Source organism: Variovorax sp. F042 (assembly GCF_057814215.1).
The window spans coordinates 468,279-482,644 of sequence record NZ_JBVASX010000004.1; the positions used below are offsets into that span (position 1 = coordinate 468,279).

A 14,366-nucleotide genomic window follows, 5' to 3' on the forward strand; every position below is an offset into this window, starting at 1 on the left:
GATCTTGCCACCGCTGCGCGCCTGGCGATATCGGCGGTATGAGTCGCGACGAGAAAACTGAGGCAATACGCATTCATGAGTCATTTTCTAAAACTATCCACGCAGTCGACGCCTACGCCATGTGACTGCGGGCACAGAAAATTCTTGATGGGAGATCGGCTTTGAACGGAGAACAATTGCAACAGGAATCGGTCGAGGTCGTTGCTCAAGACGTCCTCGGCGCTTTCGATCTGGTCGAGCAGCAGGCTCGTCGAGGTCTTCAAGGCGATTCATACCTCTCCAGTGAGTCGATCGGCGTCATGAACCCGCTACGCGAAACCGCGGCGGTTCAGGCGCTCGAGCGCTTGAACAACGAGAAGGCCGTCGCCTTCCTCGCGTTGAGTCGCGAGCCGGCCATCGCCCGGGTCGTGATCCGTGATGAGTCCGGCTCCATGCAAACCTACTACGTCTGCCGGACCTCGCCGCCTGCAGGTATGGATGGCTTGCCGCTCATCTCCTACCGTTCGCCGATGGGGGCGATGGCCGCGCGCAGGGTCGGGGCCACCTTTGTCCGGCCGGACAAGCAGGAGGTCGAGCTACGCCAGCGAGCGCTACTGCGCCCCTTCAAGCAGGATGTCTGGGACTCGCGCGACAGCGTCTTCGAAAGCGAAGATTTCGCCACCGTGACCGTGCGCTCGTTGCGCGAACTGCTGGCGCCGGCAGCACTCGGGAGTGCGCTTGACGAGTTGCTGGCTGAGGAGGAAGCGGCCGAAAACGTGCTCGCCGGTCGACGCCGCAGCGTCATTGCCAAGATGGGCTTGCGCGATCAGCCAGTACTCGATGAGTACCAAGACGGCATCTTCCGTCTGCCGCTGGCCAGCCGACTGCTGATCCTCGGTCCGCCCGGCACTGGCAAAACAACGACGCTGATCCGCCGTTTGGGCCAGAAGTTGGACGTCGACGTGCTGGAGGAATCCGAGCGCGTGTTGATCCGTCGCATGGAGGAGGCCGGTGAGCTGTCGCATGCACAGAGTTGGCTGATGTTCACGCCCACGGACCTGTTGCGGCAGTATGTGAAGGAGGCTTTTGCACGCGAAGGTATTGCCGCATCCGAGCCGCGCATCAGCACCTGGGCCGATCATCGGCACGACTTGGCGCGCAGCCGCTTCGGCATTCTGCGTACCGCGACAGGCAGCGGTATTTTTGTGCTGAAAGATGCTGCGTTGACCTTGACCACCGCCGCGCGTGAGCGACCGACCGCTTGGTACGAGGACTTTGACCATTGGCAGAAAGCGGCATGGCTTGCTGCGACTCGGCAGGCTGCGGAAGACTTGCGTAGCGACGCCGATACGACGGTGTCTGCATTGGCGGTGCCTGCCTTGGAGTCGCTGGAAGGCATTGAACCCAAGAACGCCGGTGACGTGGTGGTCGCGTTGAGCCGTGGAACGCGTGTCCTGCAGGAGCGCGTCGCGGAAATGAAAGCCTATACGGACGGAAAGTTGAGGGACGCGTTGGTGCTTCAGGTGAATCGGAATCGGGATTTTCTGGACGAGTTGGCGCGCTTCATCGATACCCTGCAGGACGCAAGCGTTGACGCTGAAGAGGAAGACGAGGACGAGTCCGAGGACGACGAGGATACGGTCGAAGCCAAAACTGGTCGGGCTGCGGCAATGCAGGCCTACCAGCGCAGCCTGCGCGCCCTCGCGCGCGCGCGCGCGACGGGCAATTCGCTAAAGAAAGGCCGACGCAGCAGTCGCATCGTCGAATGGCTGGGCGACCGAGGACTCGCCGCACCGGATCTCGCGGCGGTCGGTCGCAGCCTCGTGCAGCAGTCGCGCGTGCGCAGGCTGCTGAACCCGGCCCGGTCGTTCATCAATGACGTGCCTCGCCGTTACCGGAGCTTCAGGCGCCAACGTCAGGCCGACGGTGGGTGGTATCAACCAACGGGTGGCTACTTGGCGACGGACCTGCACCCGCTGGAACTCGACATCGTGCTGTTGGGCGTTCTGCGCAATGCCTCGGCATTGCTGCTGAGACCTATAGTACAGCGCGAAATCGAGACAGCCGAATGGGCCGCGCTGCGCACGGTGCGCGGTGCGCAGCGACACCAGGTGCTTGTGGACGAGGCGACCGACTTTTCGCCCATCCAGCTGGGCTGCATGGCGGCGCTCGCCAATCCTCTGGGTTCTTCGTTCTTCGCCTGCGGCGACTTCAATCAGCGACTCACCACGTGGGGCAGTCGCAGCCTGGGCGACGTGTCTTGGGGCTGTCCGGGCTTGCGTGACGAGACAATCACGATCTCATACCGACAGAGCTCCCAACTCAACGAGTTGGCCAAGGGCATCGTGATGCTGGATGGCGGTGATGCCAGCGCAGTGGCGCTACCCGAAGGTATCGACAACGAGGGAGAGCAGCCGGTTTTGGTGGAGGGGCTGGCTTCGGCGGGCGATGTGGCGTCGTGGTTGGCACAGCGGATCCGTGAGATCGAGACTTTCGTGAAGAAGCTTCCCTCGATCGCCGTGCTGGTGATGAGCGAAGCTGAGGTGGAGCCATTGGCACAGGCGCTAAGTGAGCGTCTGGCGGACAACAACATCAAGGCCGTTCCATGCCGTGACGGACAGACCATAGGCAAAGAGAACGATGTCCGCGTGTTCGATATCCAGCACATCAAAGGACTGGAATTCGAGGCCGTATTCTTTGTGGGCGTAGACCGCTTGGCGACCGAGCGGCCGGAACTGTTCGACAAGTACTTGTATGTGGGTACGACACGCGCCGCTACATACCTGGGCATGAGCTGTGAAACGGTGTTTCCGCTCAGATTGGAGACGCTGCGACCGATGTTCGCGCCGAGTTGGTAGTGACAGGGGGAAGTTCGAGCGGCCTGACTGCCTCTGGAGCTCGACGGCGGGCGCCGCCGCGTGACTGATTTCAGAAGCTGCTGGTTGCCGGGCATTGGGGACTACGAGGCGCTTGGCCCCAGGTGGTGAGCATTAAGCTGACCATGACCTGCAATGAAGCTCAGCAGCAATTACGATCACGCCGGGGATATCGGCGCCATCTCAAGGGCTGGGGACGCTGTAGTCGCGATGTCTTGCTGGGCGACTGCACGCCCTTCATGGCAGGCCACACAATTGCCGCCCGATCATGCTTGGACAATGAGAGGCGCTGGTGGTTCGCGTCGCATGCAGCGTTCCTGCATTATCCGATACGCCTCTTCGATGCTGTGTCGATACTGGTCTGTTTCGAACAATGGCGCTTTCGTTCTTGCCAGACGCAGATGCTTTCTTTGGCGTTCGAGTTCATCGGGACCGGTGACGGTGTCACTGCCGAGCTGGAGTCAGTCCTCTTCCATAAATCCGAACTCTGTCAGAGCCGCCGGCATTCGCCCCATCGACCGCACCAAAACCGAACTCGGAACTCAGTGCTAGTGCCGGGCCCATCGCAAGGCTTGCGCGAGTTGCACCGCAGAGAAACCACGGACTTAAACCGGTGGCGCGTCCACGACACCGCCACGGGCCGTCATCTACTGATTCCGCAGGGCTCGCGCATGATCGCCCGGTGCGATGAATGGCCGTAAGGTGGTTGGTCTGAACGAACATTTTCGTCTCTGCTGCGATCGCCCGGGCCAGTGCGTGAAATGGCACGCAGACTGAGGGCTCCGCCGCAAGTTTCCGCGGACCTATTACAACTGCCAGTTGTCTGAAGTCATTATTCGTCGCACGCTCAACGCGAATCCATGCGGAAGACGATTCTGGGAGAGGGGCTTCCGCTGGGTTGGACAGCGATTGTCGAACTAGACGCAGTGTGGCGCTGCGCTCTGGCTTGGGCACCAGTTCTGCTTCTCTCCGGGCTCTTCAGGCGAGGAAATGCACCGTCGAAACGCACAACCGCGACTTGAAAGCACGGCTCCACTTCGAGGATTTGTCATGCATATCGAACCCCATGCCAATCGCCGCGACGTTGATCCTTCGACAGTGACAGGTCCTGCGTTCTTTCGCATGGCCGATGTGGTTCGCATCACCGCACTGAGTCGCACCACCGTGTACCGAAGAATTGCTGGAGGCAAGTTCCCCCCTCCTGTGCATCTGGGCGGGCGCGCTTGTGGTTGGCCGCGTGCGGCGATTCAGCGCTGGATCGATGATCCGGAGGGCTATGCGAATGCCTCACTCATGCACACGCGTCGAGTGACTTGAATGCACGGACGCGATCCGGTGCCGCGCGCTGCGCATGAAGGGTGCAGTCGCCCAAATCGTCTGCATCAAGGCATCGGCGTATCGCTCTGGAAGCCTCGACGGCGTTCGTGAGAGATGAACGCCTTGTCGAGGCGCGACTAGGCTGCCTTGAGTGCCAGGATTTGCGCGCTTGCGGCAAGTTGGCCCAGGTAGTCCGCCCAGCGCTGCATCATGTCCTTGCGCTTGTCCATGAACTCCGCGCGGTCGTAGGCCGTACCCAGCGGCCCGCTCTTGCCGTGGGCAAGCTGTGCCTCGATGGCGTCGGGCGAAATGCCGTGCAGTTGCTCTGCCATGACCGTGCGGGCCATTGCACGAAAGCCGTGGGCGGTCATTTCGTCATTGGTGTACCCCAGCCTTCGCAATGCGGCGTTCACGGTGTTTTCGCTCATGGGGCGTTCTCCGGTGCGGATGCTGGGGAACACGTATCGGCCATGTCCGGTCAATGGCTCAATTTCCTCCAGTGTCTGCAGTGCCTGCTTCGCCAGCGGCACGAAGTGGGGACGGCCGTTGAGCTTTTCATGGAGCCTGCGCTTCATGTCCTGCGCTGGGATGGTCAGCATTGCCTTTTCGAGGTCGATCCAGGCCCATTCCATCGCACGGATGTTGCCCGGGCGCTGGAAGAGCAGGGCGGACAGGAGGAGGGCGGCGCGGGTGATCGGCTGCCCGCTGTAGCCGTAGATGGCGCGCATCAGTTCGCCCACTTTCTGGGGCTCCAGGACAGCGGCCATGCTCTTGGTGAGCACGGGCCGGAGCGCCCCGTGCAGGTCGGGCGCCGGATTGCTCGCGCACCGGCCCGTCTGCACACCGTAGCGGAACACCTGTCCGGCGCACTGGCGCAGGGTGTGGGCCGTCTCGATGACGCCCCGGCCCTCGGTGCGCTTGAGCGCGTGCAGAAGATCCTTGGCCTGGATCGAGGCGATCGGCAGCTTGCCGATGTAGGGGAACAGGTCCTTGTCCATGATGCGCAGCCAGCGCTCCGAATAGGACGCGCTCCAGCTGCTGGCCTTGGTGGCGTGGAATTCCCGCGCCAACGCTTCGAACGTGTTGGCTGCTTCCACTGCTCGGGACAACTTCTCTGCGCGCTTCGCGAGGCCGGGATCGACGTTGTCTGCAAGCAGCTCGCGGGCCTTGTCGCGCCGCTGCCGGGCCTTCGCAAGCGACACCGCGGGGTAGACGCCCAAGGCCAGCGTCTTGGCCTTGCCGCTGAAGCGATAGTCCATGCGCCAGTATTTACCTGCGGCCTTGACGCGCAGGTACATGCCGCCACCGTCCGCGTAGCGCTCGCCGATCTTGGTGCCCTTGTGCTTCACTTGCCTCACGAAAGTGTCTGTCAGCATTGGGTTTTTCTCCTTGCTGTCGGTACCTGGTTTCGGCAGCAGGGCAAATACCTGCAGAAGTACCGACAAAGTACCGACAAGACATGCTATGCCGCGATCTATCGTGGAGCAAAGAAAAACCCGCTTCTCCTCGAAGGACAGCGGGTTTCAGGACGATTTGGAGAGGTTCGGGACTGGAAATTGGCCTGCCCGGAGGGGATCGAACCCCCGACAACCTGCTTAGAAGGCAGGTGCTCTATCCAACTGAGCTACGGGCAGATTTCAGGCTGGAGAGAAGCCAAGAAAATCAATGACTTAGGAGCTTTTTCTCTTAAGCAGCAGCGGCGGATTCTACCGAGTTCCACACCTTGGCTCGCTGCACTCCACGATCCAAAACGAAAAATGCACACAGCCCGCTGGTGACTGTGTGCATTTCATTTTTATGGTCGGGGCGAAAGGATTCGAACCTTCGACCCTCTGGTCCCAAACCAGATGCGCTACCAGGCTGCGCTACACCCCGACAAGCCTTCTATTCTAGCCCGGATATTGGCCGATCCCCGAAGTTTCTCAGTCAGCGTTTCTCGTACTGCGTCTTGCCGAAGAGAATTTCGCGTTCTTTATCGCCGGTGATCGGCTTGCGCAGGTCAGCCAGCACCTTCACGCCGCGCTGCACGGCTGGACGCGCTGCGATGCCGTCGAACCAGTCCTTCAGGCGCGGAAAGTCGGTGAGGGTGATGCCCTGGTTTTCCCAGCTGCGCAGCCACGGGAAGATGGCGATATCGGCAATCGAATAGCTCTTGCCGGCAATGAACTTGTTCTTCGACAACTGCTTGTCGATCACGCCGTAGAGGCGCTTGGCCTCGTTGCTGTAGCGGTCGATCGCATAGGCGACCTTCTCGGGCGCGTACAGGCGGAAGTGGTGCGCCTGGCCGAGCATCGGGCCGACGCCCCCCATCTGGAACATGAGCCACTGCAGCACGTCGTAGCGTTCACGGTCGCCGGTAGGCAGAAACTTGCCGGTCTTGCCCGCGAGGTAGACGAGGATGGCGCCCGATTCGAAGAGCGAGATCGGCTTGCCGTCCGGACCGTCGGGGTCGGTGATGGCGGGGATCTTGTTGTTCGGGCTGATCTGCAGGAAGTCGGGCGCGAACTGGTCGCCCTTGCCGATGTTCACGGGGTGCGCATGGTAGGGCAGGCCGCACTCCTCCAGCATGATGTGAATCTTGTGGCCGTTCGGCGTGGGCCACGAATAGACCTCGATGGGCGATGCAGGCATGTTGTCTGGCACTCCGGTGGATTTGATGCGAGCCCGGCAGCTTATACGTGCGAGTTCAAACGCGTGCAGGCGCGGGAATTCATTCGCAATCTGCCCGACGGGATCTCAGCCGACCTGTTTCTCGTGTGCGTTGCACCACATCCAGTCTTCGCCGGGTTCGAGCGACTGGATGACGGGGTGGCCTTCGGCGTGCGAATGCCTAGTTGCGTGGCGGTTCTTCGACGAATCGCAGCAACCCACGTGGCCGCAGTGCACGCAGAGGCGAAGGTGGACCCAGGTGTCGCCGGTCTTCAGGCAGTCTTCGCAGCCGCGTTGGCCGTGCTGGATATGAGGCTGCGCGATCTCCGCGGGCACGTGGTCGCAGGGTTTGATGGGCAACGTCGGGCTCCTTTGTCTTGACGATGGATTGATTGGGGGCGCGCTTCAGGCGACGGCCGAGGCCTGCGACAGGTGCTGATGAATCAGCGCGACCGCGGCCGCGCCCTCACCGATGGCGCCGCCCACACGCTTGACCGAGCCCGAGCGCACGTCGCCCACGGCGAACACGCCCGATACGCTCGATTCGAGCGCCGTGGACGGCCGCGCCGGAAAGCCGCTGCTGGCGGCGGTGCCCGTCAGCACGAAGCCGTGCTTGTCGACCGCCACTCCGCAGCCGTCGAGCCACGAAGTCTCAGGCTCTGCGCCGACGAACAGGAAGATGTTGCGTGCCGCGCAGTCATGTTCGTTGCCCGAGGTGTGACAACGCCATGTCGCGCCAGTGAGGCCTTCGTCGGAGCCGCCATGCAGGCGTACGAGCTCGGTGTGCGGCTGCAGCGAGATGTTCGGCGTGGCCTCGATGCGGTCGATCAGGTAGCGCGACATGCTGGCCGCCAGCGACGGCCCGCGCACCAGCACGTTGACCTTGGCTGCGTGGCGCGACAGGAACACGGCGGCCTGGCCGGCCGAGTTGCCGCCGCCGACCAGCGCCACTTCTTGCTGCGAGCAGATCTTTGCCTCGATGGCCGAGGCCCAGTACCAGACGCCGCGGCCTTCGAATTCGGCGAGGCGAGGAACATCGGGGCGGCGGTAGCGTGCGCCGCTGGCGATGACCACCGTGCGCGCATGGATCGTGCGGCCGTCGGCCAGCGCAATGGCAAGGCTTTCAAGTGGGTTGTCGCGCGAGCAGTCGAGCGACACGACCTTGGCCGGAATCAGCATCTCGACGCCGAACTTCTGCGCCTGCACGAACGCGCGCCCCGCCAGCGCCTGTCCCGAGATGCCGGTCGGAAAGCCCAGGTAGTTCTCGATGCGCGCGCTGGCGCCGGCCTGGCCGCCGAAGGCGCGGCAGTCGAGCACGATCACGCGCAGGCCTTCCGAGGCCGCGTAAACAGCGGTCGCCAGGCCGGCCGGCCCGGCGCCGACAACGGCCACGTCGAACAACTCGTTGCGCTCGGCGGTGTCGACCATGCCGAGGCAGCGCGCCAGCGCCTCGTCGGCCGGGTTGACCAGCACCGAGCCGTCAGGGCACACGGCCAGCAGTTTGCTGGCGCCGTACTGCGCGAGCAGCGCGGCCGCGTCGGGGTCTTCGGCTGCGTCGACCAGGTGATATGGATAGCCGTTGCGGCGAAGGAAGTTTTCCAGCCGAGCCATGTCGGGTGACTGGGGCTGCCCGATCAGAACCGGGCCGCTGGCGCCGGATTCGATCAGCGCCACGCGCCGCAGGATCAGCGCGCGGGTGATGCGCTCGCCCAAGTCGGCTTCGGCCACCAGCAGCGCACGCAGTTGCGCGGGCGATACGAGCAGCGCTTCGACGTCTTCGTCGGCATGGCCATCGACCAGGGCAGGGCGGCCGCTCAACTGGCCGACTTCGGCCAGGAATTCACCTGGCCCTTGTCGCACGATCGGCACCACATGACCAAGGCCGTCGCGTTGCGTGACGGCGACAACGCCTTTGAGCAGCACGAACATGCCGGGGCCGGTTTCGCCTGCTGTAAATAGTCTGGTGCCGCGTGCGAATTGCTGAACACTGCCAAAGCGTGCAATGCGCGCAATCTCAGTGTCACTGAGGACGGGGAAAGTCTGGTGAAGGCGGCTGCTGTCGGTGCCGGTTGCGTTGGTGGTGGCCATAGGTGGAGCTCCATTTCGCGAATCCACCGCATTAGACGACGAAGCGGCGCCAAGCGGTTTGCAGGCGTTTCACAGGCGGCTTTGGGCTGTAACAACGTCACGTGCCTGCAATGTTCCTGACATGCCCGCTTCATCGCAGGTGCGGAGACTCCCTCGGCAGAAAGGGTTCCCCATGAAAGAACTGCCCAACCCGACGTTTCCGCTTTCGCAGATCGGGCTGCGCGCGGCCTTGTGGCCCGCTCCTGCAACCGGTGTGTCTACCGCTGTTGCTGCTGCCCGCACATCGGTGCCTCAGGCGCCCGCTGTCATCCTGCCGCCGGCCGTCGAGTCCAAGCAAGGCATCACCGTGGGCTGGGCCCGCCACCTTGACGACGTGCGCGCTGCCCAACGCCTTCGCTACGACGTGTTCGTCGGCGAAATGGGCGCCCGGGTTTCGTCGCCGCTGGCCGGCCACGACATCGACCTGTTCGACGACTTCTGCGAACACCTGCTGGTGCGCGACGAACTGACCGGGCAGGTCATCGGCACCTATCGCGTGCTCACACCCGCCCAGGCCCGCCGCGTGGGCAGCACCTACAGCGATACTGAATTCGACCTCACCCGCCTGCGCGACCTGCGCGAGCGTATGGTCGAGTTGGGCCGCAGCTGCGTGCATCCCGACCACCGCCAGGGCGGCGTCATCCTCGCACTCTGGGGCGCGCTGGCGGGCTTCATGCACCGCAACAAACTGGACACGATGATTGGTTGCGCGAGCATTCCGATGTCACACAACGGTGTCACGAACGGTGACGCCGCGGCCAGCATCTGGCGCCAGGTGTCGGCCAAGCACATGGCACCAATCCAGTATCAGGTGCAGCCCCGCCTGCCGTTGCCGGTCGAGCGGCTCGACAGCACGCTCGACGTGGAGCCGCCGGCGCTCATCAAGGGCTACCTGCGCCTGGGTGCGAAGGTGCTCGGCGCGCCCGCCTGGGATCCGGATTTCAACGCCGCCGACCTGCCGATGCTGATGCGCATCGACGATCTGCCGGCGCGCTACCGCAAGCACTTCCTGGGCGCATGAAGCCGGCGGCCGACCGGCCCGAAACCGGGCCGCCCGCTTCTACGCTTGGCGCTGCCAGCCAGCACGCGGCTGGCTCAGAGGCGTCACGGGATAGTCATGGAACTGTCACAAGAGGGGCTGACACTGTCATATTTCAGCCTACGTGTTCTCCTGTGCCGCTTGCTCCAGAATCAGTGCCCATGTCACTCGCCTCCGCAGATCCGTCGCTTGACGTTGCGGCACCAACGTTCACATTGCTGGACCGCGACCACAGCATTCTTTCGTTCAACGAGCGTGTGCTCGACTGGGCGCATCGCAAAGAGGTGCCGCTGATCGAGCGGTTGCGCTATCTGTGCATCGTTTCGTCGAACCTCGATGAATTCTTCGAGGTCCGCGCCGCGCCGCACCTGATCGCGGGCAGCGCTGGGGACCACAAGGGCACTTACACGGTCGAGTCGTTCGAACGGCTGGCCGAGGCGGCCCACAAGCTCGTGGCGCGCCAGTACGCGCTGTACAACGACGAGCTGATGCCAACTTTTGCGACGCACGGCATCCGCATCATTTCGCATGGCGAGCGCAATCCGGCGCAGCGCAAGTGGGTCAGCGAGTATTTCGAGCGCGAAGTGCGCCCGCTGCTGATTCCGGTCGGGCTCGACCCGGCGCATCCGTTCCCGCAGGTGGCCAACAAGTCGCTCAACTTCATCGTGAGACTGGGTGGCAAGGACGCCTTCGGCCGCGAAAACCCGATCCAGATCGTCAAGCTGCCGCGAGTTCTGCCACGTCTGATCAAGATGCCGGCCAAGGTGTCGGATGGCAAGACGCTGTTCGTGGCACTGTCTAGCGTGGTGCGCGCGCATCTCGCGAGCATGTTCCCCGGGCGCGAGGTGGGCGATTTCTCGCAGTTCCGCGTTACCCGGCATTCCGACCTTGCGGTGGACGAGGAAGACGTCAAGAATCTGCGCACCGCGTTGCGCCAGGGGCTGCAGCACAGGCACTATGGCCAGGCCGTGCGGCTGGAGGTGTCGGCGAGCTGCGCCGAGTCTCTTGCGAGTTTCCTGCTGGCGCAGTTCAACCTGCCGCCCGAGGCGCTGTACCGCGTGCATGGCCCGGTCAACCTGGCCCGGCTCACGCAACTGGCCGACCTGCTCGACGAGCCGCAACTGCGCTTTCCGCCGTATCCGGCTTCCTACCCCGTTGCTCTGTCGCCCGGGCAGTCGTTCTTCGAGCGGCTGCAGCGCGGCGATGTGCTGATTCACCAGCCCTTCGAAAGCTTCGAGGGCGTGCTGGCCTTCCTGCGCGAAGCGGTGCTCGACCCGCAGGTGCTGGCGATCAAGCAGACCATCTACCGCACGGGCGCCGATTCGGAAATGATGGATCTGCTGCGCGAAGCCGTGCGCCGCGGCAAGGAAGTCACGGTAGTGGTGGAGCTGAAGGCTCGCTTCGACGAAGAGGCCAACATCAACTGGGCTGAAATGCTCGAATCGATCGGCGCGCAGGTGGTGTACGGCGTGGTCGGCCTGAAGACCCACGCCAAGATGCTGCTGGTGACGCGGCGCGAGGGCAAGCAATTGCGCCGCTACGGCCATCTGTCCACGGGCAACTACAACCCGCGCACTGCCAGGCTCTACACCGACATCAGCCACCTTACGGCCGATCCGATGCTGACGGCCGACATGGAAGCCGTGTTCGTGCATCTGGCGAGCCAGAGCCGCTTGCCCAAGCTCAACCGCATGTGGCTGGCGCCGTTCGACCTGCACAAGAACATCGTGGCGCAGATCGATGCGCTGGGCCTGGCCGCAGCGGCCGGCCAGTCGACGCGCATCGTCGCCAAGATGAACGCGCTGACCGACGACGAGATCATCGCCTCGCTGGTCCGTGCGGGGCAGAAGGGCGTGAAGATCGATCTGATCGTGCGCGGCGCATGCACGCTGCCCGCGCAGGTGCCGGGGCTCACCGACAACATCCGCGTGCGCTCGGTGATCGGCCGCTTCCTGGAGCATTCGCGGGTCTTCTATTTCCGCAATGGCGAGGATGAATCGCTGTACCTGTCGAGCGCCGACTGGATGAACCGGAACATGATGCGGCGCATCGAGCTGGCGTGGCCTGTAACGGACCCGGGACTGCGCCAGCGGCTGATCGACGAGTGCCTGGTGGCCTACCTGCACGACGGGCGCGACGCCTGGGATCTGGGCGCGGACGGCATCTACACGCGCGTCGATCACGATACGCATTCGGGCGAGGCAGGCGCATCGCCCGTCGTCGAGGCCCACGGTGCGCAGGCCGCGCTCATGAACCGCTACGCATCCAGAGGGCATCTCAGAGATGCATCCAGCAACTGAAGATCGAAAGACGATGACCATGGACTTGATCTTCTGGCGTCACGCCGAAGCCGAGGACTGGACCGAGGGTTGCGACGACATGCAGCGCTCCCTCACCGCGCGCGGCGAAAAGCAGGCCAAGCGGATGGCCACTTGGCTGGACCGTCAGTTGCCGGACGGCACGCGCATCATCTGCAGCCCCGCGCGGCGCTGCGAACAGACTGCGCTGGCGCTGGGTCGCAAATACAAGCTGCGCTCGGAGCTCGCGCCCGACACAACGGCAGAGGCGCTGCTTGGTGCAGCCGGCTGGCCCAACGGCAAGTCGGTGGTGCTGATGATCGGCCACCAGCCATCGGTGGGGCAGGCTATCTCCCTGCTGCTGGGCCTCAAGCAGGACAGCTGCCCGGTTCGCAAGGGAGCGCTGTGGTGGATTCGCACGCGCGAGCGCGACGGCGATGTGCAGACCGTCGTTGTGACGGTGCAGTCGCCGGAACTGCTCTAACTAACTAATGGGGCGGCTGGCTCAGCAGCCGCTGAGCTCGACGCGCCAACTGCTGATCTTCTGCCAGGCCAGCACTTCTTCGCGCAGGAGGTGCGCCGATTGCGGAAACGCCTCGGCCCAGTCCGGGGCACAAACAATGGTGAAGGCCCGTGCGCCCAGCGCCGCGAGGTGCAGCGCCTGCGGATCAGGGTCGCGGCGCGCGTGGCACAGGATCACCGCGAGCCGAAGTGACAGCAACTGCATCACGAAGGTCTCATCATCCAGCGATGCTTCGAGCTTGCGCAGCTTGCCGCGCTGGCCCAGCACCAACTGGCCGAGCGCGTGCATCTCGTTCACCGCAAAGCCGGGCGCGTCGGTGTTGTCGAGGATGTAGGCGCCGTGCTTGTGATAGTCGCTGTGTGAGATCAGCGTGCCGATCTCGTGCAACTGCGCCGCCCAGCCCAGCTTGCGCAAGGCCCGGCCAGCCCGGCTTGATGTACTGCCGCCGCGCGCGGCGGGGGAGAGCTGCACGAACAGCGCAGCGGCCGTTTCGCCCACGCGCTTGGCCTGTGCCGTGTCGACGGTGAAGCGATTGGCCAGCCGCGCCACCGTGGCGGTGCGCATGTCGGCCACGCTTTCGTCGCGTTCCAGCAATTCATAGAGCACGCCGTGGCGCAGGGCGCCCTGGGCGACTTTCATTTCCTGGATGCCGAGCAGGTCGAACACCGCGCGTAGCACGCTCACACCGCCGCCGATGACGGCCTTGCGGTCTTCCCGCATGCCGTCGATGCGCAGCTTGTCGGCGCTGCCGGCCTTGAGCAGGCGGTCGAGCAGCCAGTCGAGGCCTTCGCGCGTGACGAGGCCGGGCTCGCCACCCGCCGCGGCCAGCACATCGCCGACGGCGCCGATGGTGCCGGAAGCGCCGTAGGCCACGTCCCACTGGTCGCGGGTGTAAGTGGCGAGGGCGTCGTCGAGCACGGCCTTGGCAGCCACTTCGGCCGCGCGAAAGGCGCTGGCGGTAAACAGGCCTTCGCCGAAGTGTTTCATCGACCAGGCGACGCTGCCGACCCGGTACGACTCCATGCGGTCGGCCTCGAGGGCGTGGCCGATGATCATTTCGGTGGAGCGCCCGCCGATGTCGACCACCAGCCGGCGCTCGCTGTCGGAGGCGTCGGTGTGCGGCAGCATGTGCGCCACGCCCTGATATATGAGGCGGGCCTCTTCCCGGCCCGGGATCACGTCGATGCCGAAGCCCAGAATGGTGCGTGCGCGCAACAGGAATTCTTCGCGGTTGCGCGCTTCGCGCAGCGTTTGCGTGGCCACGGCCCGAACCTGCGAGCGTTTGAAGCCGGCCAGGCGTTCGCCGAAACGCGCGAGCGCGTCCCAGCCGCGCTGCATGGCCTCGGCCGTGAGGTTGCGTGCGCTGTCCAGGCCGTTGCCCTGGCGAACCGTCTCCTTGAGATATTCGGTGCGGTGGATCTGGCCGTGATCGACCTGTCCGATTTCGAGCCTGAAGCTGTTCGAGCCCAGGTCGACTGCTGCGAGGCGAGTGCCGTTTTGCATGTGGTTCTGAAGAAGAAGGCGGTGTCTTTGTGTTTGATCGTAGCGCCGTGACAGGG

10 protein-coding genes and 2 tRNA genes are annotated in these 14,366 nt (G+C 64.0%); 5 read left to right on the forward strand and 7 right to left on the reverse strand.

The window, feature by feature from the left end:
* Positions 1-161: 161 nt before the first annotated feature.
* Together ACZYSP_RS17520 and ACZYSP_RS17525 are read left to right on the forward strand one after the other, a co-directional pair.
* Positions 162-2,837: an ATP-binding domain-containing protein gene (locus ACZYSP_RS17520; protein ID WP_489015540.1), complete on the forward strand. Its 2,676-nt coding sequence runs from the start codon at positions 162-164 to the stop codon at positions 2,835-2,837.
* A gap of 1,068 nt (positions 2,838-3,905) precedes the next feature.
* Complete coding sequence (locus tag ACZYSP_RS17525; RefSeq protein ID WP_489015544.1) at positions 3,906-4,172, forward strand: helix-turn-helix transcriptional regulator; 267 nt, start codon at positions 3,906-3,908, stop codon at positions 4,170-4,172.
* Between the two features lie 137 nt (positions 4,173-4,309).
* On the opposite strand, the gene ACZYSP_RS17530 is transcribed toward ACZYSP_RS17525, so the two are convergent.
* The 6 genes from ACZYSP_RS17530 to ACZYSP_RS17555 all read right to left on the reverse strand — a co-directional run bounded on the left by ACZYSP_RS17530 (position 4,310) and on the right by ACZYSP_RS17555 (position 8,909).
* Positions 4,310-5,548, reverse strand: coding sequence for a tyrosine-type recombinase/integrase (locus ACZYSP_RS17530; RefSeq protein ID WP_489015548.1), 1,239 nt, complete (start codon positions 5,546-5,548; stop codon positions 4,310-4,312).
* Positions 5,549-5,729: 181 nt separating this feature from the next.
* A tRNA-Arg gene (locus ACZYSP_RS17535) sits at positions 5,730-5,806 on the reverse strand.
* 164 nt (positions 5,807-5,970) lie between these two features.
* Positions 5,971-6,047, reverse strand: a tRNA-Pro gene (locus tag ACZYSP_RS17540).
* A gap of 51 nt (positions 6,048-6,098) precedes the next feature.
* Entirely contained in the window at positions 6,099-6,803 is a 705-nt protein-coding gene (locus ACZYSP_RS17545; protein ID WP_489015550.1) for a glutathione binding-like protein, read from the reverse strand.
* Between the two features lie 105 nt (positions 6,804-6,908).
* Positions 6,909-7,181, reverse strand: a complete 273-nt coding sequence (locus ACZYSP_RS17550) for a UBP-type zinc finger domain-containing protein (RefSeq protein WP_307613974.1) — start codon at positions 7,179-7,181, stop codon at positions 6,909-6,911.
* Between the two features lie 45 nt (positions 7,182-7,226).
* Complete coding sequence (locus ACZYSP_RS17555; protein ID WP_426392783.1) at positions 7,227-8,909, reverse strand: FAD-dependent oxidoreductase; 1,683 nt, start codon at positions 8,907-8,909, stop codon at positions 7,227-7,229.
* Positions 8,910-9,081: 172 nt separating this feature from the next.
* On the opposite strand from ACZYSP_RS17555, the gene ACZYSP_RS17560 reads away from it, so the two are divergent.
* From ACZYSP_RS17560 to ACZYSP_RS17570, 3 genes are read left to right on the forward strand one after another with little or no spacing between them, the layout of a single operon-like run.
* The gene (locus ACZYSP_RS17560) at positions 9,082-9,969 is read left to right on the forward strand and encodes a GNAT family N-acetyltransferase (RefSeq protein WP_093174123.1); all 888 of its coding nucleotides are present in this window, start codon (positions 9,082-9,084) and stop codon (positions 9,967-9,969) included.
* On the forward strand, positions 9,966-12,287 hold the full coding sequence (gene ppk1 / locus ACZYSP_RS17565) for a polyphosphate kinase 1 (RefSeq protein WP_489015553.1): 2,322 nt from the start codon (positions 9,966-9,968) through the stop codon (positions 12,285-12,287). Before ACZYSP_RS17560 ends, ppk1 begins: the two co-directional genes overlap by 4 nt.
* A gap of 19 nt (positions 12,288-12,306) precedes the next feature.
* Positions 12,307-12,768, forward strand: a complete 462-nt coding sequence (locus ACZYSP_RS17570) for a SixA phosphatase family protein (RefSeq protein WP_176928784.1) — start codon at positions 12,307-12,309, stop codon at positions 12,766-12,768.
* A gap of 21 nt (positions 12,769-12,789) precedes the next feature.
* On the opposite strand, the gene ACZYSP_RS17575 is transcribed toward ACZYSP_RS17570, so the two are convergent.
* Entirely contained in the window at positions 12,790-14,310 is a 1,521-nt protein-coding gene (locus ACZYSP_RS17575; RefSeq protein ID WP_093054313.1) for a Ppx/GppA phosphatase family protein, read from the reverse strand.
* Positions 14,311-14,366 lie beyond the last annotated feature (56 nt).